This is a genomic window from Anabaenopsis tanganyikae CS-531, assembly GCF_029891675.1.
GTDB lineage: Bacteria > Cyanobacteriota > Cyanobacteriia > Cyanobacteriales > Nostocaceae > Anabaenopsis > Anabaenopsis arnoldii.
Map to the genome: position 1 here is coordinate 16473 of NZ_JANQDF010000154.1, position 19768 is coordinate 36240.

14 protein-coding genes are annotated in these 19768 nt (G+C 38.8%); 9 read left to right on the plus strand and 5 right to left on the minus strand.

Annotated elements, in window-relative coordinates; translation table 11 throughout:
* Positions 1-418: 418 nt before the first annotated feature.
* Complete coding sequence (locus NWP22_RS14900; protein ID WP_271731829.1) at positions 419-1219, minus strand: DUF3120 domain-containing protein; 801 nt, start codon at positions 1217-1219, stop codon at positions 419-421.
* A 204-nt stretch (positions 1220-1423) separates the two neighbouring features.
* Between NWP22_RS14900 and NWP22_RS14905 the strand changes: the two genes are divergently transcribed.
* The 4 genes from NWP22_RS14905 to NWP22_RS14920 all read left to right on the plus strand — a co-directional run bounded on the left by NWP22_RS14905 (position 1424) and on the right by NWP22_RS14920 (position 10942).
* Positions 1424-2386 carry an undecaprenyl-diphosphate phosphatase gene (locus tag NWP22_RS14905; RefSeq protein ID WP_280792504.1) on the plus strand — a complete coding sequence of 321 codons (963 nt, stop codon included), beginning with the start codon at positions 1424-1426 and terminating at the stop codon, positions 2384-2386.
* Positions 2387-2412: 26 nt separating this feature from the next.
* Positions 2413-3738: a TIGR03279 family radical SAM protein gene (locus tag NWP22_RS14910; protein ID WP_280802043.1), complete on the plus strand. Its 1326-nt coding sequence runs from the start codon at positions 2413-2415 to the stop codon at positions 3736-3738.
* Positions 3739-4324: 586 nt separating this feature from the next.
* The gene (locus NWP22_RS14915; protein WP_280802044.1) at positions 4325-8074 is read left to right on the plus strand and encodes a two-partner secretion domain-containing protein; all 3750 of its coding nucleotides are present in this window, start codon (positions 4325-4327) and stop codon (positions 8072-8074) included.
* Between the two features lie 126 nt (positions 8075-8200).
* Positions 8201-10942 (plus strand): CHAT domain-containing protein, encoded by a 2742-nt coding sequence (locus tag NWP22_RS14920; RefSeq protein ID WP_280802045.1) that lies wholly within the window; start codon positions 8201-8203, stop codon positions 10940-10942.
* Between the two features lie 5 nt (positions 10943-10947).
* On the opposite strand, the gene NWP22_RS14925 is transcribed toward NWP22_RS14920, so the two are convergent.
* Genes NWP22_RS14925 through NWP22_RS14940 form a run of 4 tightly spaced genes read right to left on the minus strand, consistent with a single transcriptional unit; the run spans position 10948 to position 15690 of the window.
* Complete coding sequence (locus tag NWP22_RS14925; RefSeq protein ID WP_271731835.1) at positions 10948-11751, minus strand: DUF928 domain-containing protein; 804 nt, start codon at positions 11749-11751, stop codon at positions 10948-10950.
* Positions 11732-14074 (minus strand): CHASE2 domain-containing protein, encoded by a 2343-nt coding sequence (locus NWP22_RS14930; RefSeq protein ID WP_280802046.1) that lies wholly within the window; start codon positions 14072-14074, stop codon positions 11732-11734. The genes NWP22_RS14925 and NWP22_RS14930 overlap by 20 nt, the downstream gene beginning before the upstream one ends.
* Positions 14075-14102: 28 nt before the next feature.
* Positions 14103-15020 (minus strand): DUF1822 family protein, encoded by a 918-nt coding sequence (locus NWP22_RS14935; RefSeq protein ID WP_280802047.1) that lies wholly within the window; start codon positions 15018-15020, stop codon positions 14103-14105.
* A gap of 58 nt (positions 15021-15078) precedes the next feature.
* Complete coding sequence (locus tag NWP22_RS14940; protein ID WP_280792497.1) at positions 15079-15690, minus strand: sigma-70 family RNA polymerase sigma factor; 612 nt, start codon at positions 15688-15690, stop codon at positions 15079-15081.
* Between the two features lie 230 nt (positions 15691-15920).
* Between NWP22_RS14940 and NWP22_RS14945 the strand changes: the two genes are divergently transcribed.
* The 5 genes from NWP22_RS14945 to NWP22_RS14965 all read left to right on the plus strand — a co-directional run bounded on the left by NWP22_RS14945 (position 15921) and on the right by NWP22_RS14965 (position 19594).
* Positions 15921-16313 (plus strand): hypothetical protein, encoded by a 393-nt coding sequence (locus NWP22_RS14945; protein ID WP_271731842.1) that lies wholly within the window; start codon positions 15921-15923, stop codon positions 16311-16313.
* A 373-nt stretch (positions 16314-16686) separates the two neighbouring features.
* A complete protein-coding gene (locus NWP22_RS14950) occupies positions 16687-16935 on the plus strand; it encodes a hypothetical protein (RefSeq protein ID WP_280802048.1) in 249 nt (82 codons plus the stop codon).
* Between the two features lie 503 nt (positions 16936-17438).
* The gene (locus tag NWP22_RS14955) at positions 17439-17795 is read left to right on the plus strand and encodes a hypothetical protein (protein WP_280802049.1); all 357 of its coding nucleotides are present in this window, start codon (positions 17439-17441) and stop codon (positions 17793-17795) included.
* A 300-nt stretch (positions 17796-18095) separates the two neighbouring features.
* Positions 18096-19247 (plus strand): LptF/LptG family permease, encoded by a 1152-nt coding sequence (locus NWP22_RS14960; protein WP_271733754.1) that lies wholly within the window; start codon positions 18096-18098, stop codon positions 19245-19247.
* A gap of 83 nt (positions 19248-19330) precedes the next feature.
* Entirely contained in the window at positions 19331-19594 is a 264-nt protein-coding gene (locus NWP22_RS14965) for a BrnT family toxin (RefSeq protein WP_342393881.1), read from the plus strand.
* Positions 19595-19768 lie beyond the last annotated feature (174 nt).

Sequence of the window (19768 nt, forward strand, 5' to 3'; positions counted from 1 at the left end):
TATAAGCTGAATTCAGGCCAAAGATGTCAAGCATACCGTTGAATACTGGTCAGCGTCTCATCTTCGGTTCTTGACCATAGATAGGTTGAGTATATCTATATGATCGTCATGATCTTCCTTTACCTGAAATTGGAGCTTCATAGCCTAGTCAGCACATAGCAGTCATCAAAAACTAATATACAGTGTATTAATACCCCCAATATTTGCTGCTACTGGGTTGGGTCTGATGTTTACAAAAAGTTATCTAGATGACTGGGATTTTGGCAAAACCTATAGATAGGTTTTTTCTATACTAGCAACATATAGCCTTTTTCAGGCTCATGAAGTACACACCAATTCCCTATTCCCTATTCCCTGTTCCCTCAAACTAAAAAAATTGTACCTCACGAGCATGGGAAATGCTATATTGAGAGAATTTTTAAGCGGCAGATGCAGCTATTAAGAACAGGCTATCTACCAAAATTGTACTTAAAACTGCGCCACTAAAGGCGTACCAATGTTTTGATTTTGTACGTAAGGGTAAAACCCCTGCGGTTAATAGCATTAGTAGCCCCATTACTGCCCAGCCTTGTCCCCAGGGCGTTTGTACTTGGATTAAGGCATTTTGTAATATTGGTGACACGTTATTCGGGTCTACCTGCATAATTTGCCGCCAATAAGGCATCAAGTTTACTATATAAAAATATACATCAGTCAAAGCTGTACCGAGTAAGGAACCTAAATAAAACCAGTTACCAATTGGCCCCCAATTCTTAAGGAGACACCAAGCGGCAAATGGCAAACCGATTGATTCTACTGGTAAATGCCATAAAGGTTCCCAACGTAACCAACCCCAGTAAATGGCTCCTGCTAACCAACTCCAGCTAAAGCCAAAAAGCAAATCTCCCCATATATAAGTTTGAGGACGCGACATTAAAATAAAACTCAGCCATACCCAAAATCCTGTCAGGGCTACACTTAGCACTGGTAGCGATCGCACTAATGGCGCTTCTATAAATACTGGTACTGATACCAAAAACACAGCCGCAGCCAAGATTAACCAAGTCTGTCCCTTGGTCGTAGATATGAGTAGGGAAGCAGATAAGCCAAGTGTAGATTCTAACTTATGGATACTATTTTGCCCCTGGTCAATGGGGGGTAAATCAGTATTTATAGGAGTCTGGGGAGTAGTGATGGCTGGCGTGGTGCAGCCATAGGAAGACAAAGTATTGTTAATCAAAGTTTTTAATATTTGTTACTAAACTTTATGTTAATTAAGATATCACAGTTAAAAATGCCCTGGGGGGGGATTTTTAGTTTACCTAATTTTTGCATAAATTGACTAGCAGCAGGGTAAACTGTGCTGATGACTTTTTCCTGGCAAGTGGCCCAAACAGATGTTTTTATAATTGGTTCTAGCGCTTGGCTATCACAAATAAATTAAATGGTTTTATCAAAACGGCAATGGTTCGTATTCCTAAGTGCAGCATCTGCTATTTACTCGGTTGCAGCATTTCCAGCAAAGGTTTTAAGTACCGAAACTCTCCTGGGGTCAGGGGAGGTACAGCAACTGAATATCCTGCAAGCTATTTTTTTAGGCTTTGTCCAGGGAATGACTGAATTCCTTCCCATCAGCAGTTCAGCACACTTAAAGGTTGTACCTGTAGTACTGGGTTGGGGGGATCCGGGGGTAGCTTTTACGGCGATTATTCAACTGGGTAGTATTGTGGCTGTGCTGTGGTATTTCTGGGGTGATATGACCCAAATCATCAAGGGAGCAGCAAAAGCGATCGCCGTCAAAGACTACCAAAGCCATGACTTCAAGCTATTTGTGGGAATTAGTTTGGGAACAGTCCCGATTATCTTCTTAGGACTGTTAATTAAAGGATTAATCCCAGACTACGATAATTCACCCCTGAGAAGTCTAGCAGCGATCGCCATAGCCTCTATATTCATGTCGCTGTTATTGGGAATAGCAGAAAAACTGGGTAAACGTCAACGTGACTTTGAGCATCTGACCATGAAAGATGGGTTATGGATGGGTTTAGTTCAATGCTTGGCTTTAATACCTGGGGTATCTCGTTCAGGTTCCACTATGACTGGTGGACTATTTATGAACTTAGAGCGGGATACAGCTGCAAGATTTTCGTTTTTGCTGGGAATTCCCGCCATTACCCTAGCAGGATTAGTGGAGTTGAAAGATTTTTTAGCAGTGGGTGTAGGTAATGTGGGTATGGTTCCTATGGTTGTCGGAGTCATTTCATCTGGGATATTTTCATATATGGCGATCGCTGGGTTGATACAATTCCTCAAGACCCAAAGCACCTGGGTATTTATTTGGTATCGCCTAGCCTTTGGTGTAGCAATCTTAGGTGCAATTAGCACCGGATTGTTGAACAATAGTTGATATTCATTGGTTCCGGGTTTCTCATCATGTCTACCATCCGTCCCGCTCAAATCACCAGAGTATTACCCGATTCTATAGGCGCAGAAATTGGCTTTGAAGCGGGGGATGCTATAGTTGCCATCAATGGCATACAACCCCGTGATTTAATTGATTATCAGTTTCTCTGTGCTGACGAAGTGCTAGAACTAGAAGTTTTAGACCCATCTGGAAAAACTCATCACATTGAAATAGAAAAAGATTACGATGAAGACTTGGGGCTAGAATTTGAAACTGCTTTATTTGACGGTTTAATTCAATGTAATAACCGTTGTCCCTTTTGCTTTATTGACCAGCAACCACCCGGTAAGCGTTCCAGCTTGTACTTAAAGGACGATGATTACCGTCTGAGCTTTTTATATGGTTCCTACTTAACCCTAACTAACTTAGCTGAAAAAGAATGGCTGCGGATTGAACAAATGCGCTTGTCTCCATTGTTTGTTTCTGTTCATGCTACGGAACCGGAAATCAGAATCAGACTGCTAAAAAACCAACGTGCAGGCAAAATTTTACAGCAAATTAAATGGTTCCAAGATCGCAGACTGCAAATTCATGCTCAAGTAGTTGTTTGTCCTGGGATCAACGATGGTCAACACTTAGAAAAAACCCTGAAAGATTTAGCAGTATTTCATACTGGAGAAGTACCCGCAGTCGCATCAGTAGCAGTAGTTCCCCTGGGTTTGACGGGGTTTCGCCCAGCAGCAGATGAACTGATACCGGTAACAAGGGAAAAGGCTCAAGAAGTGATTTCCCAAGTCAAAACCATGTCCCAGAAATTTCGCCAACAATTAGGATCGGGTTTTGCTTGGTTAGCAGATGAGTGGTTTTTGATTGCGGGTGAGGAATTACCCAGCGCTGCGGAATATGAAGAGTATCCGCAAATTGATAACGGTGTGGGTTCGATTCGTTTATTTATTCAGCAATTTGCATCTACCGCAGCGCAGTTGTTACCGTCAAAGCTAGATGAACCGAAAAAATTGACTTGGGTGGTGGGTAATGCTGTGGAACAAGCATTCCAACCGATTTTACAACGCCTCAATACTGTTGAGGGTTTAGAAGTGAAGATGGAGGCTTTAGCAAGTGATTACTGGGGACAAAATATTACTGTCACTGGGTTAATTACGGGTCATGACCTAGTTTTAAATCTTCTGGGAAAGGATTTAGGAGATGGAATTTTATTACCAAAGGTGATGTTAAAACATGGGGAATTAATATTTTTAGATGATATGAGTGTTGCTGAGGTAGCTGCAAAATTAAATACAAAAATTTTGCCAGTTGCTGGGGTTGAGGAATTAATCAATACTTGTATTAATTAATTGATACAGTACTGGTAGTTTGGCGATCGCCCTGATCTACACTCATCAAACCAGACTAAGAGGATGTTTGATATAGCCTTTTTCAGGCTCATGAAGTACACACCAATTCCCTATTCCCTATTCCCTGTTCCGGTGTTCCCTCAAACTAAAAAAAATTGTACCTCACGAGCATGGGAAATGCTATAATTTTTATCTGAGGGAACAGGGAAGACACAAAAAACAATCAAATCCAGTCCCCTCCCCTTACAAGGCGAGGTTTAGGGAGGGGTCAAATAATATTCGATACACTAATCATGACTTGACAAACATCCTCTTAGCGCTGAACTCACCAGAACACCCTATTTTTTACTTGAGTTTTGCGCCAACTTCTGGCTAAATTAGATGAGAGTATAATCATGATGTGAGAAGTCGGGGATCTAAGATTTGCAATGGGGGGTAAGATCCCCGACTTCTGGGTAAATTAGATGAGAGTATAATCATGACGTGAGAAGTCGGGGATCTGTATTGCGATCGCCATGGGTTCAAAGTTATGAAAATGAACAGTTGCAAAAAATACTCTAGTTGTCAATTCATCTTACCAATCATCTTGAGCTTAATTACAACTGTAAATCCTCGGTTAGTTAAAGCTCAACTGATACCAGATAACACCCTCAATTCTTCTGTGAGGAATGAGACAATCAAAGGAAATACCAGTGATATTATTGAAGGAGGCGTAATTAGGGGTATTAATTTATTCCACAGTTTTACAGATTTTAACGTTGGTGCAAACCAGGGGGTGTATTTTAGCAACCCAGATAATATTAGTAATATTTTAACCAGGGTGACTGGGATCAGTCATTCCAATATTTTGGGAACTTTGGGAGTCTTGGGAAATGCGAACTTATTTTTAATTAATCCCAATGGTATTACCTTTGGAGCTAATGCTAATTTAGATGTAAAAGGTTCTTTTGTGGCCTCTACAGCCGATAAAGTTATATTTGATAATTATGAGTTTAATAGTACTAATCCCACACAGCCACCTTTATTAAATATTAATATTCCCAGAGGGTTAGGATTTCGGGACAATCCTGGTAATATTAGCCTGAATAATTCAAATCTCACCATTCCTGAAGGTAAAACCTTAGCTTTAATCGGTGGTAATGTCAGCATTGATAACGCCAGGATTATATCACCGGGAAGTCAGGTAGAGTTAGGTGGTTTAACCCAAACGGGTACAGTTAATTTAGATGAGGGTTTGCGTCTGAGTTTTCCTGATAGCTCAGGGAGCGCAGATATAGATATAACCAAAGGAAATGTCAGTTTAACCAATGGCGCTCAGGTCAATGTTACTGGGGGTGGTGGTGGAAGTATTACCATTAATTCGCGCAACTTAGATATTACCAGAGGTAGTCAACTGCGTGGGGGAATAGCATCAGGTTCGGGTTCAGTAGATACTCAAGCAGGAAATATTCAAATTAATAATACAAATCAAATTAATTTAGTTGGTAGATTCAGTGTTATTGATAATCTGGTAAGAGATTTAGGTACAGGTAACGCCGGATATATTAATATTACCACAGGTTCTTTAACTGTCAAAGATAGCGCTTATCTTGATACTAGCACCAGTGGTCAGGGAAATGCGGGTAACATAAATATTCTGGCTTTAAGAGGAGATGTGATTTTTGAGAATACCGGTTATTCACCGGTAATTTATACTGGCATTTATACAGCTAATGGGCAAGGTAAAGCAGGGGATGTAAATATTAGTGTCAAGAATGGCTCCTTAGTAGCTAAAAATGTTGAGATTAATTTAGAAAATAATCAAGGTAGGGGAAACGCTGGTAATATTAATCTCACAGTCAAGGATAATATTACTTTCGATTATAGCGATTTGAGGAGTTATACTCAACCTAATACGGTTGGTGATGGGGGTAATATTAATGTTATCGCTGATCAATTAACTATCAACAATTCTTCTGTGTTTAATGCTGGTGTTTCTGGTATAGGGAATGCTGGTAAGATTAATCTTACCAGCAATCATATAGATATTACAGATGGGTCTCAAATATCTGCTAGTACATCGGGTATTGGTAATGCTGGTAATATTGAGATTCTCGCCGATGGTACTACTCGCATAGATAATAGTTTAATTTCTAGTCGGGTCAATAGTCAAGCTAGAGGTAGCGGTGGGGATATTACCATTAAAACCAACTCCCTAGAGGTTACTAATGGTTCTCAAATTCAAGCTAATAGTTTTGGTGTAGGTAATAGTGGAAATCTAAATTTTCATACCCAAACTATGAAGGTTGACGGTGTGGGAACCGCAATAGGAAATGTCATCGGAATTTTTCCCAGAGCAGGTATCTTGGGTCGGGGAAATGCAGGTGATATTAATATTAATACTGGGTCTTTAGAGGTGATAAATGGTGCTAGTTTATTAGCTAGCTTAGGAGGGGAGGGTCAAGGGGGAAATATTAATATTAATGCTGATAATTTAGTGAAATTTGATGGTTTTGGGAGTGTAGCTGAAAATCTGATTTCTGCTACTGGGGTAGGAAATACAGGTAATATTAATATTGCTACTGGGTCTTTAGAAGTGACAAATAATGCCTATCTCAACGCCTCTACATCGGGACAAGGTAATGGGGGAAATATCAATATTCACGCCAGAGAACAGGTAACATTTGCTAATGGAGCGCTGACAGGTGCATCTAGTAATGTCGGTCTGACTGGGGTAGGTAATGCTGGTGATATTATCATTAATACAAATTCTTTAAATATCGGCACTTTTAGCGGTTTAACTACAGCTACCCTGGGAAAAGGAAGGGCGGGAAATATAATTATTAATGCTGCTAATAATGTTGATATTCAAAAGTTAGGTCGGGTTTCTTCTGATATTTTAAATGGTACGGGAAATGGTGGCGATATTCAGATCACAACTAGTTTTTTCAGAATGTCCGACAATGGGGTTATAGAAGCTAAAACCGGAGGACAAGGAAACGCGGGTAAGGTAGAAATTAATGCTGGTGCTGGGGTGGAAGTTTCCGGTAAAGCTAATATTTCCACTAATGTAGAACCAAGAGCAGTGGGAAATGGCAATGATATCATAATTATATCGCCATCGGTGACTATTACAGATCAGGCTCAACTGGTTGCTAGTACTGGGGGACAGGGAAACTCAGGAAATGTGAGAATTACTGCTAGTGACCAGGTAGTTTTTGAGGGGGGAAGTAGGGAGCAAGTAAGTGGTGTATTTACTGTGGTGAAACCTACGGGTAGAGGGGATGCTGGTAATATTGAGGTGAATACATCTGTGTTGACTTTGAGTAATGGTAGTGAAATTAATGCTAGCACCTTGGGAGCAGGTAAAGCTGGTAATATTGTGATGAATGCTCGTCAGCTGGAGATTAAGGAAGATGGGCGTATTTTATCTGTTACTGAAGGTGAGCAAAAGGCTGGGGATATTGTCCTTAATATTATTGAAAGTATTAACCTGAATCAGGGTAATATTTTAGCAACTACAACCCCTAACTCTACAGGAGAGGGGGGTAATATTCTCATAGACCCCATGTTTTTTACCTTAAATAATGGTTCTAGAATTGGGGTTAGTAGTGAGGGTAGGGGAGATGCTGGTAATATTAATTTAAGGGCGGGAAATCTGACTGTTAATGATAGTTCGGCTTTGTCTGCGGGGACATTTAGCGGTGAGGGTGGGAATATTATTTTGGATATTGATAATCTTTTACGGTTGAATAATGGTGAGATTACCACTGCAGCAGGTGGTACTGGAAATGGTGGTAATATCAATATTAATGCTGGCTTTTTAGTGGGGAGAAATAATAGTCAAATTAGTGCTAATGCTGTTGAGGGTAATGGAGGTAATATTCAAATTACCACTAACCGCCTATTTTTTACCCCGGAAAGTATGATTAGCGCTAGTTCACAATTGGGTATTGATGGAGTGGTTGAAACTAAGATTCTGGGGGTAGACTCGACTCAAGGGTTAATTGAACTACCGGAAACTATAGTAGATGGGAGTAGGTTAATTGCTAAAAATGTCTGTTCTCAGGGAAGTGATAGCGAATTTTACCGCACTGGTAGGGGTGGTTTACCTGTGACTCCCAATCAGGTTTTAGAAACCCATACTGTTGATGTGGGGTTAGTTAAACCGGTGGTCAGTTCTCCTGTGAGAGTGGTTTCTCAGTCCAATTTCAAAAAATCTCGCCGGGAAATTGTCCCAGCTAGGGGTATGGTGGTTAATCAGGATGGTAGTGTGATCTTGGTTGGTTATGACCCTGGAAGTAGGGGGTTACAACGGCCAGGAAATAATATCAATTTACCAGGAAGTTGTTCATAAAGAGTTGGTTTTACTGAAAGTGATTTGTTGGCGATCGCCTGGATGTATGATCATTTACATTTATATTAATATTTTGTAATATTTTGTGGTGCTAATACTACTCAAGTCAAAATAAGTAGGTGAACTTTGAAAAGTTTAAAACGCCATCTTGGTAACTACTTAGTCTTATGGAGTTCCGCAGGTCATAAGATTTTCCGTTTAATGGCGTTACAGAACCTGAGAAGGGTTTATCAGCAAAATATGGGATTGATAACAGTATTACTATTTATCACATCCATGACCATTTCCCCCGTGGTTGCTCAGAGTCAAAATAATCCCTTAGCAATAGTCCAACAAGCTCAAGATTTATACACACAGGGAGAATTTACCGCAGCGGTAAGTAAGTGGAAACAAGCTGATTATGCTTATGCTGTCCAGGGAGATAGACTCAATCGAGCTATGGTATTAGGTAATCTGGCTTTAACTTATCAACAATTAGCAAATTGGCCCAAATCAGCAATATATATAGATGAAAGTTTAAATATTCTAGGTACTCTGGAACAGACAACTGAACAACAGCGAATTTTAGCGCAAACTTGGGATATTCAAGGACAGCATCAGTTAATGATCGGTCAAACAGAACGGGCTGTGGAAAGTTGGCAAGATGCTGCTAAAATTTATGGTGAGATTGGTGAATCAGGGTTATTATTTGCTAATCAGGTCAATCAAGCCCAAGGGATGCAAAAGTTGGGCTTTTATCCGAGGAGTTGTCGGATTTTACTGACTGCTTTTCAGATCAATGCTGAAAATTGCCAGGGAAATTTACAAACATTAATCCCTAGTTTAGATCATGTTACTTTGAGTCAAGTTAAAGGATTACATAGTTTAGGTAATGCTTTGAGAGGTGTGGGTAATTTGGCTGCGTCTCAAGGGGTTTTAGAGATTACACAGCACCTTGTCCAAGGTTCTTTTCCTGAATATGAAAGTTATATTTTACTGAGTTTAGGTAATACCAAACGCAGTTTATGTGAAGAAAATCAAGATAAATTTTGTCAACCAGCACAGAAAGATTACCGCCAAGCAGCTGGTCAAGCACCAGTAGGACAGATTAAACTAGAGGCAATTCTCAATCAGATAGAATTATCTCAAGATATATCCCCAATTCAGGAAGCTGAAAAACTGATTGGTAATGTACCCTTGAGTCAATCTAGGCTATATGCAGAAATTAAGTTAACTGAATATCAATTCTGTCAGGAAGCAACAAAGTTAACCTGTCTGCAACCCAGGGAGGAAAATGATCCCAAGAATAATTGGGATCAAGATTTAGTTTCCACAACATTGTTAAAACTAATTAACATAGCTCAGACAGCAGCAGAATTAGGAGATCAACGCACCCAGTCTCATACTTTAGCTCTGGTGGGAAGAATATATGAGCAACTGGGAGAATGGGAAAAAGCCCAAAAATATACTCTGTTAGCTTTAGATATAAATCAACAATTAACAGCTTTTAATATTTCTTTACTAGATTATGAAATCCAATGGCAGTTAGGTAGATTATATCTTCAACTCCATCAAAAACCAGCAGCAATCACAGCTTATGGTAATGCGGTTAATTACCTGAAAAATTTGCGTAGTGATTTGGTAACTTTGAATCCAGATGTACAGTATGATTTTAGGGAAAGTGTTGAACCAGTATATCGGAAATATATAGATTTACTTTTAACCGACCATCCCAGTCAAGATGATTTAAGAAAAGCCCGTGATGTGATTGAATCTTTGCAATTAGCAGAGTTAGAAAACTTTTTTAGAGATGCTTGTATAGAAGATAATACCGTTAATATTGATGATTTTGTCCAGCAATCAGCCCAAGCTAAATCACCTACAGCCATATTTTATGGGATTATTTTACCCCAGCGCCTAGAGGTGATTGTCACTCTACCTGAACAACCTTTATTACACTATACTACGGAAATTACTCAGGAGAGATTGGAAAGTAAATTAGAACAATTACAGGAAATTGTCAAAAAATCTTACCCAGATCCCCAGTTAAACCGGTTATCTCAACAGGTTTATCAGTGGTTGTTTGCTCAGGTTGATCCTGTGTTAACAGCAAATAATATTCAAACTGTGGTGTTTGTTGTAGATGGATACTTACGTAATGTTCCGATGGCGGTTTTGGATGATGGAGAAAAGTATTTAATCGAAAAATATGCGATCGCCTACAGTCCTGGTTTAAAATTACTTCAGCCCCAAACCCTCAAACAACAGTCCCCAATTACCTTATCTGCTGGAATCAGTACAGATCAAGCTCCCAGTTTTCCAGATGAAAATAACTTGGGACCCTTACCATTTGTCAGGTTAGAACTCGATCAGATCAAGTCTTTATTCCCAGGGGAACAACTGCGTGAGGAACAGTTCACTAAAAAGAACTTACAACTGAAAGTTAGTCAAACTCGTCCCCAGATTATTCACATAGCAACTCATGGACAGTTTAGCTCTAATCCTCAAGACACTGTTATATATGCCTGGGATGAACCTGTTAATATTAATGAATTAAGGGATTTATTAGCAAATAGAGAGCCACTAACATCTGAGAATATTGAACTACTAGTTCTGAGTGCTTGTCAAACAGCTACAGGAGATAACCGCGCTGCTTTAGGATTAGCAGGGTTAGCAGTCCGTTCTGGCGCACGTAGCACTTTAGCGACTTTATGGACAGTAGATGATCAATCAACTGCAGTCTTAATCAAACGATTTTATGAGGAATTAATTAATTATCCTGATTTGACCAAAGCCCAAGCTCTGCAAAAAGCACAGTTATATCTTCTAAGTAACAACTTTTCACCCAGTGATTGGGGTACAGTTGTTTTGGTAGGAAATTGGTTATAGCTTGATCACTCTCCACTGTCCACCAAGCTACAACAATCTACTACCCTTTCGGTAACTATATCATCTAAATCAATATCCATTAACAATTTTCGCCAATCTGCTGGGGAATTTTCCACCGCTAAAGTAAAAGCATCCTGCCAAATACCCTCTTGAGCTAAAATAAAAGCCTGCTCTTCCTTAGACTTACCCGCTAAGGTTGGGGTTAAAGAATTGAGTTTTTCTGTGTCTATCCATACCCACCCATTCACACCAATGTCGTCTTGGGGATTACATTTCAAAGAAACTGATAAATACCAATGATATTTCTGATTATCCTCTAGTTTTATTTTGTCTGCCAGGGATAGGCGAATAATTCCGGGAGTTGCTTCTAAGGTGACATTACCTTGATAAACTGGTGGATGTTTTCGTCTATCTGCAACCCCATCCCAGATAATTAATTTACTGCTCTCCACATCTCTAGGTGAGTAGGGAACATAAAACCAGAGACTGGGTGATGATTTTATAGTTGTTCCCCACACAAGAGTTAAAAGACTGGGTTCAAGAATACTGGGTACTATAGCAGTTAGGGGGGGTTGGATGTGAGGACAATTGTTAGGACTACGTGGACCTCCTTGTACCCTACCCACTGGTGCGCCTTTGTCTCCTAAATCTGGGGGTGGTTCGTCTTTTTTTTGCAGGAATTGAATTAATGAAACCTGATTGGGGGGAGATTCCCCTTGTACTTTCAGTAATATCAGTGGGAAGCTGATTAAGCCCAGCATTAATACTGAGATATATCTATAGTTAATTTTACTTATTTTCCTTAACATGATTTATTCTGGTAATTGGTGAAACATAGGCGTAAATTGTGATGAAAACTAATGCGATGATCGTGGGGATTAATGGACCTGTAATATAAACGTAATAGCCAATACCAGTTATGATGATAATTTCCCCAAGCATGATGATTACAGATAATGATTTTCCCCCATATAAAATAGGTATACCCCCTATAAAAGTAATCAGTAAAATTGCAGCAGCATCACCCCACCAAGGTAAAAAGGTCAATAGTTTTCTCTCCCCTAAAGCAATACTGATTAATTGACTAGTCATATGTGCATGAATCTGGACTCCGGCCATCTCTTCACCAGGTTTGTCACTCACAGGGGTAGCATAGAAATCATTACCTTTGGCTCTGGATATGTAACCAACCAGAACGATTTTATTTTGGAATAAATCAGCAGGAAAATCATTATTAATTACCCTGTGTAAACTGATTTCTGTAGCTATATTTTTGGTAGAGCGATAGTTCAATAATATTTGATAACCACCATCATCTATTGTTTGATAAAAGCCGACTTTGTTTTTTAACTCCGGTAAAATTACCTGACCCAGTTTAAATAACTTACCTGTGGGAGTTTGTATAACTTCTAATTTTATTCCTGCTGATTTGCTTAAAAAGTTCCGCGCTAGTTGTAAACTTAAAGCATGGCGAGCTTGACAAACAGAACGCTCAGGGGGGTCCATATAAATAAGATGGCGACGCAGGACACGATCGCCATCAACTACAAAGTCATTAAAGCTAAGATTATTTTTTCTGCTGTTCTGGGGTGGAGAATAACCGTAATCATCAGAGGTGGTAATTATGTGTTCACCAACTTTACAGATGGGGAAAATATGGGAATTTTCTCGCAAATAACTAGTTAATTGGGGATAAATATCTACTTGATTAACTGAGTAGGTGGGAATATCCCGGAGGATATCTAAACCTATGGTTGCGGGTTGATGTTGATTAATTTTTTGTAACGCTTTTAATAGTAATTCATCGGTGATTTTAGATGTGTTGAATAAACCAGGAAAATTGTTCATGTCCTCATCTGTGACCTTGACAATTACTATACGATTATCTGCTTTTTCCTCCCTTCCCATACTCATCATTTGATCATAAGTTTTGAGTTCCCTATCCTGTAACCAACCAAGCGATCGCACCCCCATCACTAAACCAGTACACACAAAACTGGCTAATAATAATTGGATAAAATTCACCCTGTGTAATTTTCGGGTGGGGGTTTTTTCTCCGCGTAAATCCTCCCAGGTTAGTGGTACTATTCCCGGATTTTGAAACATCATCGGTAACCAAGTTGCACAGGGAAACTTATCTTCTAACCCTTGTAATTTCTCCCTAGCATCTCTGAGAGAAAGATATAGAGAATTACCCCCAGCCAAATTTTGTAAAAAGTATTCCACAAACTTATGAGCTACCGCATCAGGAATCAACTCCCCCATCACTATGATTTGAGGAATCTGCAACTGAAAAAGACTTTTAGCTAATCCCAAACCATCACAGGAGTTAAAGATTGCTAACTTTAAACCTCTGTCAATTGCCTTCTTTAATCCCTTACATAGGTCATCAATAGTCATACTATCATCAGGATTAATATCAATTTGACCTACTTGGGATTCCGTTCTACTATGTCCGGCAAAAAAGATAATATCCCATTGATATTCCCACAACTGGTCATTAATTTCCCTGCGTTGCGGTTGATATAAACAACATACATCAACATCAGGTAAACCCTGTAATATATCTTTATCGATATCAATATCAATACCTTGACGACTACCCAAAATTACTAAAACTTTGACTTTTCCAGGATTGGTATTTATGCATTTAGTTGCTTGGTAATTTCCATAACTCCAACCCAATTCGGCGTAGGGATAGGATTTAAACATATCCCATTCATACCAAGGTAGCTTTTGTAAACATTCATCATGACCACGCATCAAAAATCGCGCCGGTTCAGTTGGGCTTAACTGTTCTTTAATACAATCATGAATTTCCCGAAACCCTTCGGACTTCACCCATTGATTTAAACTCTTTTTTAACTCAATACTAGATTGATGACACTGTTCTAAGCATGATTGTACATATGTTTGAGTGATAATTTGCTTATTTTTAATGCGATAGGATGCTGCTAAACTCCGGTAGATTTTCCAGTGAGATTCACATCCCTGGTGTAGTTCTAGAGCAGGAGGTAAGTTTCCTTGGCGACCACAAATAATGGTGCTGTAACCCTCCTCCTTAATCTCCAAACTCACGTTAAATCCCTGTTTTAGGTGACCATTCAAGTCAAGAGTTACTACTTTACTCATGGTGGTGCTTTCATCACTTGACTCATAATTATACAATAAACTCCTCTGTAATCTCTAGCTCTCCAAAACAAATTTTAATACTAAAAATTTCTTGTATTTCCCCATGAAATTGAAACCGGAGAAACTGATCATTCTCCCCAGATTCTACCTGCATTTCTAATTTTCCTTGTGCGTTAAATAACATTAACCGCAATCCAGAAGGTAATTTTTTTTGTATATAGGAATACAAATTTATAGATATCGCCATTTCTGAGTTAAATACTGGAGTCACCGCTACACATAACGCCACCCCCTGCTCACCTTGAATAAAATCTAACTTTTTACCCCTAATAATTGTGTTGCTATCTCTAAAACCAAAACTCAATTGATGGACAGGATCGGTGAAAATATTCTCTAATAACTCCCAACCAGATTCATAAACATGATTTAACCAGTCACTGAGTTGAACCATAGGGGTTTCTGATGTTAATTGACTGATATGCTCAAATAACGTTTTTATTGGTAGTAACTGATTAACAGATATATCTTCTGTTGTCACTTCTGGGGTAAACCCCAGTAAATGCGCCGAACTTTCTTCTAGATTAATCTCAACTACCACATAACCGATTCTCTCATCCATGACTTCTAAAGGAATAGGACATTTTTCCTGGTTACCAGTTATGGGACGACATTCTAAACGCCCCACACCTGTAATTTCTAAATCAGCAACATCAGCAGCGAAACGTACCACCGGATTCCAACTATCTCCCGCTGTTAAATCCGTCTCAATTCCCATAATACCTAAGTAATTATTTACTAAGTACACAGCTAAAGTATTGAGATAAACTTGCTGTGCTTTAAGATTAGGCTGTTGTTGAGCAAATTTTACAGCAGTATTAATTGCTTGTTGAGTAATAATTAATGGGATAGCAATATTTGCTTGTTGCACATAACTTTGATTGGACATAGTTGTTATCTACCTTGTAATTTTCATAATTGGATGGGAGATTTACTAAAATCTACTTTTAGATATACCCTTGCTCATTACCGAATTTCCGTAATAAAGGTAAGCAATTACGGCTATACCACTTCGGTAAATTTTTGCTTTCAGCATCGTTTAAATTAAACTCTTGGGCGATTTCTTTCCAAGCAGGAATATGAGGGGGTAATCTCCGTAAAATAATCACTTGAGCCGTAATTGCTGGATGATGGGGAAAATGGACATTACGTAATACTTGTTCAGGGTCATTTTTTACCCATTTAGCAGTTTCCTCCCATATATCCAGTGATGGTTCAATGTCTTTGTGAGATAATGGTTTATTAATCAGGGGATAGATTTTTTTGTTTCTGATTTCTTCATTATGTCGATATCTAGCCAAAGCATTTTTTAAATGTCTGTTGAACCAGGTAATTACTTGGGTTTGTGTAGAATCATATTCATGTAAATTTTGACAGCAATATCTCCACATGTCCTGTAATGCGTCTTCATAGTAGGGTTTATATTCTCGCCAAAGTTCCCCAGATGCGGTTACTAATAGGTATATTTCATTGATTTTTTGATACTTTTGTTTGCTTTTTGGGGGTAATCTGATCGCCTCATTAATCAGTTGACATAGTTTTTCATTGATATCACTCATAAACAAGTTTTCCAGGTTGAATGTAGTACATAAGGTTAAATATGTATTTTCGTTTAACCCACACATTTATCTATGGGACGCTGACAGCTATTTTTCGCAGGTATTTTTATATGTATATCTTATATAAATTATATTATTAATAAGTAATACTAATAAGTAAATGTGTGAAAACTCGGTTTCAGCTTCTAGTAATAACTAGAAGTTAACAATTACCCTCTAGTGAGGTAACTATGAACAAGTTGCATAAATTACTTATGACTACCACCGCCACAGTATTTATATTTGGCGGGAATATGAACGTAGCTCCCGCACAAAATAGCCCTCAATTACTCGCAGCATTTACTTCTCAAAAGAGCGATCGCCAAGTAGGGATAGACCAAAGCTGTGTTCATTACTTTTATGACAGTGGTGACTTAGTAGAAAAATGTACATCTTTTATTAACAGTGGTTATACTCGTCCGCGCACACGCCAGGTAGATGTACGAGGTAGATGGAGACGTAGCGGGAACTTTATTTATGTTGAAGTCAGAACTTCATCAGGGTTATCTGGTACCAGGAAATATGAAATTATAGACCAAGGTTTGGTAAATGTACAAACAGGAACTCGTTTAATTAAACAGTAATGCTCCTGGGAGTTCTTCCAATTTTTACACACCCATCAAACTTTTTTAATACTATTCTTTAACGCAAAGGGGCGCTAAGGTAACGCTAAGGTGCGCAAAGGTGGAAGGATCACAACTTGTAACTAAAACAGGGATTCTATTTAGTAGTGCGGGTATCTTACCCGCTATCTCTAATTAATTTAACCCCAAAGGGGACGCTTACCTACGTCAATAAAACCACAATAGCCAATTATCTATAACGAATTCGTAAACTCACTCGATATTTAGATTATTTATACATTACTAGCACACAATAACTAATCTCTATCAATTAACCTGCGAAAACTTGCTTCCAGCTTCTAGTAATAAGTAGAACGTTTTTCAGGTTAAGTTTATGTCAGCGATTTTCTCTACTCCCAGAATCTTTGGGCTTGTACTCATTGGTTTAATGATTACTTCCTGTCGTGGCTATACTTCTAGTTATATTCAACCGTCAACTCCCACTGTGAACCGTCAACAGTCAACATCTAATGATGCTTATCGTAATCTGTTGCGACAAAATGCGGCTGATACTTACGCTGATTGCGCTAGGATTGGTGATCCTAGCTTAAATTGTGATCTTGATCTGCGTGGGGTTCCTTAAATTTAAACTAAAGACTAGGATTTCTTACTCACACACCCATCAAACTTTTTTCAATACTATTCTTTAACGCAAAGGGGCGCTAAGGTAACGCAAAGGTGCGCTAAGGTGGAAGGATCAAAACTTCTAAGTAAAACAGGGATTCTATGTAGTAGTGCGGGTATCTTACCCGCTATCTCTAATTAATTTGACTGTCAGGGACTCTAACCTACGCCAATAGCCAATTATCTAGATAATCAGCTATGAGACTCTTAATTTATTCCCCGGCTCCCTTAAGGGCGATCGCCCATTGGTGCATAAGGTCACTGAATAGCGATCGCCCCCACACTGCTGCACTGAGCCGATCGCCCCTTGGTACAGTCAACCATCAACCAAATTCGTAAACTCGCTCCATATTTAGATTATTTATACATTACTAGCACACAATAACTAATCTCTATCAGTTAACCTGCGAAAACTTGCTTCCAGCTTCTAGTAATAAGTAGAACGTTTTTCAGGTTAACTTTATGTCAGCGATTTTATCTACTTCCAGAATCTTTGGGCTTGTACTCATTGGTTTAATGATTACTGCTTGTCCTAACGGTACTTCTAGTAACACTTCTAATGGAGGTGGTGGTAATAATAATGGCGGCGGTGGGGGTAATAATACCCTCACTGTTTCAGTTCCTTCATTAGGTGCTTCCGAAACCGTTACTAAGAACACAACCCTTGGAGAGATTAATAGCGCTAGGGCAAATTTAGAAGCCCAATGTCGGGCACGTTATCCCATTTCAAGAAATACTCAGCAAAACCAACAACAGCTTGATTGCTTTAGAGAAGTAGAGACAGCATATAACCAAGCAATTAATTTCATCAACCGTTAAAGACTAGGATTTCTTACTCACACACCCATCAAACTTTTTTAATACTATTCTTTAACGCAAAGGGGCGCTAAGGTAACGCTAAGGTGCGCAAAGGTGGAAGGCTCACAACTTGTAACTAAAACAGGGATTCTATTTAGTAGTGCGGGTATCTTACCCGCTATCTCTAATTAATTTAACCCCAAAGGGGAAGCTAACCTACGCCAATAAAACCACAATAGCTGATTATCTAGATAATCGGCTATGAGACTCTTAATTCATTCCCCGGCTCATTCCAATATTACATAACCAACAAAATGATAAATGAAAAAAATCAGCTTTTTTGCTCAAATATCATTATTGAACTATTATTTAATTTCTGAGTTGATTCGCCCCTTATTATTTAGCATTATCATTGTGACTGTGGTAGCTGAGTCTATTGGCATATCCTTTGAGCAGTTTAAATTTCTAATTAATAAACAGTTATCTTTTCCAGTTTTAATATATCTACATATTCTTAAATTACCTGAGTTTATTGTATTGGCTTTACCTATTGCCACTTTAATGGCAACTATTTTTACTTATCAGAAACTCTCTAGCAATACTGAAATTATTGCTTTACAAAGCTGTGGAGTCAGTTTATACAGGTTAACTTATCCCGCTATTATTACCGGTTTGTTGGTAACGTTCATCCAATTTACATTTAATGATATATTTGTTCCCCCCGCTAATTATCAGGCTGCGATCACTTTAGAAAGTTCTCTAAATATTAATAGGTCAAACCTGAAAAACTCTGATATCTTTTACACGGAGTTTTATCAAGATTATGTTGGAGAACAGAATCAAAGGTCTCTTAAGTATCTATTTTATGCAGATAAGTTTATTGATGGCAAGCTGCAATCTGTCACTCTATTAATTCGCGATGCGCAAAGACTGAAGATAATTATTACTTCTAGTTTTGCCCAATGCTATGAGCAACAAGAATATTGCTATTTTTATCATGGTTCCCACAGTCTGATTAATGCTGATGGCTCCTATGGTCAAAGGGTTATGTTTGATACTATGCCCTTATATCTGCCTCATATATCTTCACAGTTTCAAGCAGACAGAGAAAAGCTTGATGACCGAGAAATGAATATATATCAAGCTTATCAGCGATTGTCTGTTCTGGAAACAGCAGGCGATCGCCGTGAGTTCCTCAATCTCAAGTTTCACATTTACAAGCGATTTAGTTCTGCTGTCTCCTGTACTGTCTTTGCTTTTTTGGGTGGGGCGATCGGCATTAATTTACAACCCAGAGTTAGATATAATAGCTTTGCTTTGACTCTAGGAATTATTTTAGTTTACGATGCAGTTCAAATAATATCCGGTATTCTCATTATATCAGATGTTGTCTCTTTTTCCTGCCTATGGTTGCCAAATATAGCTGCTGTTATGGTTGGAGTTGATTTATTAATTAAAAAAACCACACCATAACTGTTTACTTTTCATCAGTATGGTAATAAACCGCTTAAAGATGTTTTACGTAAAAATCAAGTAGAGTAGCAAGTGTTGTTTAAATGCAATTTGAATGGAATCCAGACAAGGCGAACTCGAACCTGAAAAAGCATGGCGTTTCATTCAACGAGGCGTCTACTGTTTTCAATGATCCTTTATCTGTGACATTCCCTGACCCAGATCACTCTTACGGTGAGGAGCGTTACGTTATCATTGGATTATCCAGTGCTAATCGTATCCTGATAGTCCCCCATACAGATCGAGCAGATCGCGTTCGGATTATCAGCGCACGAGAAGGAACCCGCACAGGAGCGGAGGTTTTATGAAGATGGAGAGTAACCACGAGCTAGAAGACGACTTAAGAGTTTGTGAAATTATAGACAAATCTACAAAGTCACTTTACCAGGGGTAAACCTGATTGGAGTTACTCCTAACCCCTCTATCCCGTCTGCAAAAGCGTTCAGGACTGCTTTTCTTAATATGTTGTACGCCCCATTTAA

Bases quoted from the DNA above. Each gene is read 5' to 3' on its own strand.
- NWP22_RS14905 (WP_280792504.1), top strand. From the start codon at position 1,424: ATGGTTTTATCAAAACGGCAATGGTTCGTATTCCTAAGTGCAGCATCT.
- NWP22_RS14910 (WP_280802043.1), top strand. From the start codon at position 2,413: ATGTCTACCATCCGTCCCGCTCAAATCACCAGAGTATTACCCGATTCT.
- NWP22_RS14925 (WP_271731835.1), bottom strand. From the start codon at position 11,751: ATGTTAAGGAAAATAAGTAAAATTAACTATAGATATATCTCAGTATTA.
- NWP22_RS14930 (WP_280802046.1), bottom strand. From the start codon at position 14,074: ATGAGTAAAGTAGTAACTCTTGACTTGAATGGTCACCTAAAACAGGGA.
- NWP22_RS14935 (WP_280802047.1), bottom strand. From the start codon at position 15,020: ATGTCCAATCAAAGTTATGTGCAACAAGCAAATATTGCTATCCCATTA.
- NWP22_RS14940 (WP_280792497.1), bottom strand. From the start codon at position 15,690: ATGAGTGATATCAATGAAAAACTATGTCAACTGATTAATGAGGCGATC.
- NWP22_RS14945 (WP_271731842.1), top strand. From the start codon at position 15,921: ATGAACAAGTTGCATAAATTACTTATGACTACCACCGCCACAGTATTT.
- NWP22_RS14950 (WP_280802048.1), top strand. From the start codon at position 16,687: ATGTCAGCGATTTTCTCTACTCCCAGAATCTTTGGGCTTGTACTCATT.
- NWP22_RS14955 (WP_280802049.1), top strand. From the start codon at position 17,439: ATGTCAGCGATTTTATCTACTTCCAGAATCTTTGGGCTTGTACTCATT.
- NWP22_RS14960 (WP_271733754.1), top strand. From the start codon at position 18,096: ATGAAAAAAATCAGCTTTTTTGCTCAAATATCATTATTGAACTATTAT.
- NWP22_RS14965 (WP_342393881.1), top strand. From the start codon at position 19,331: ATGCAATTTGAATGGAATCCAGACAAGGCGAACTCGAACCTGAAAAAG.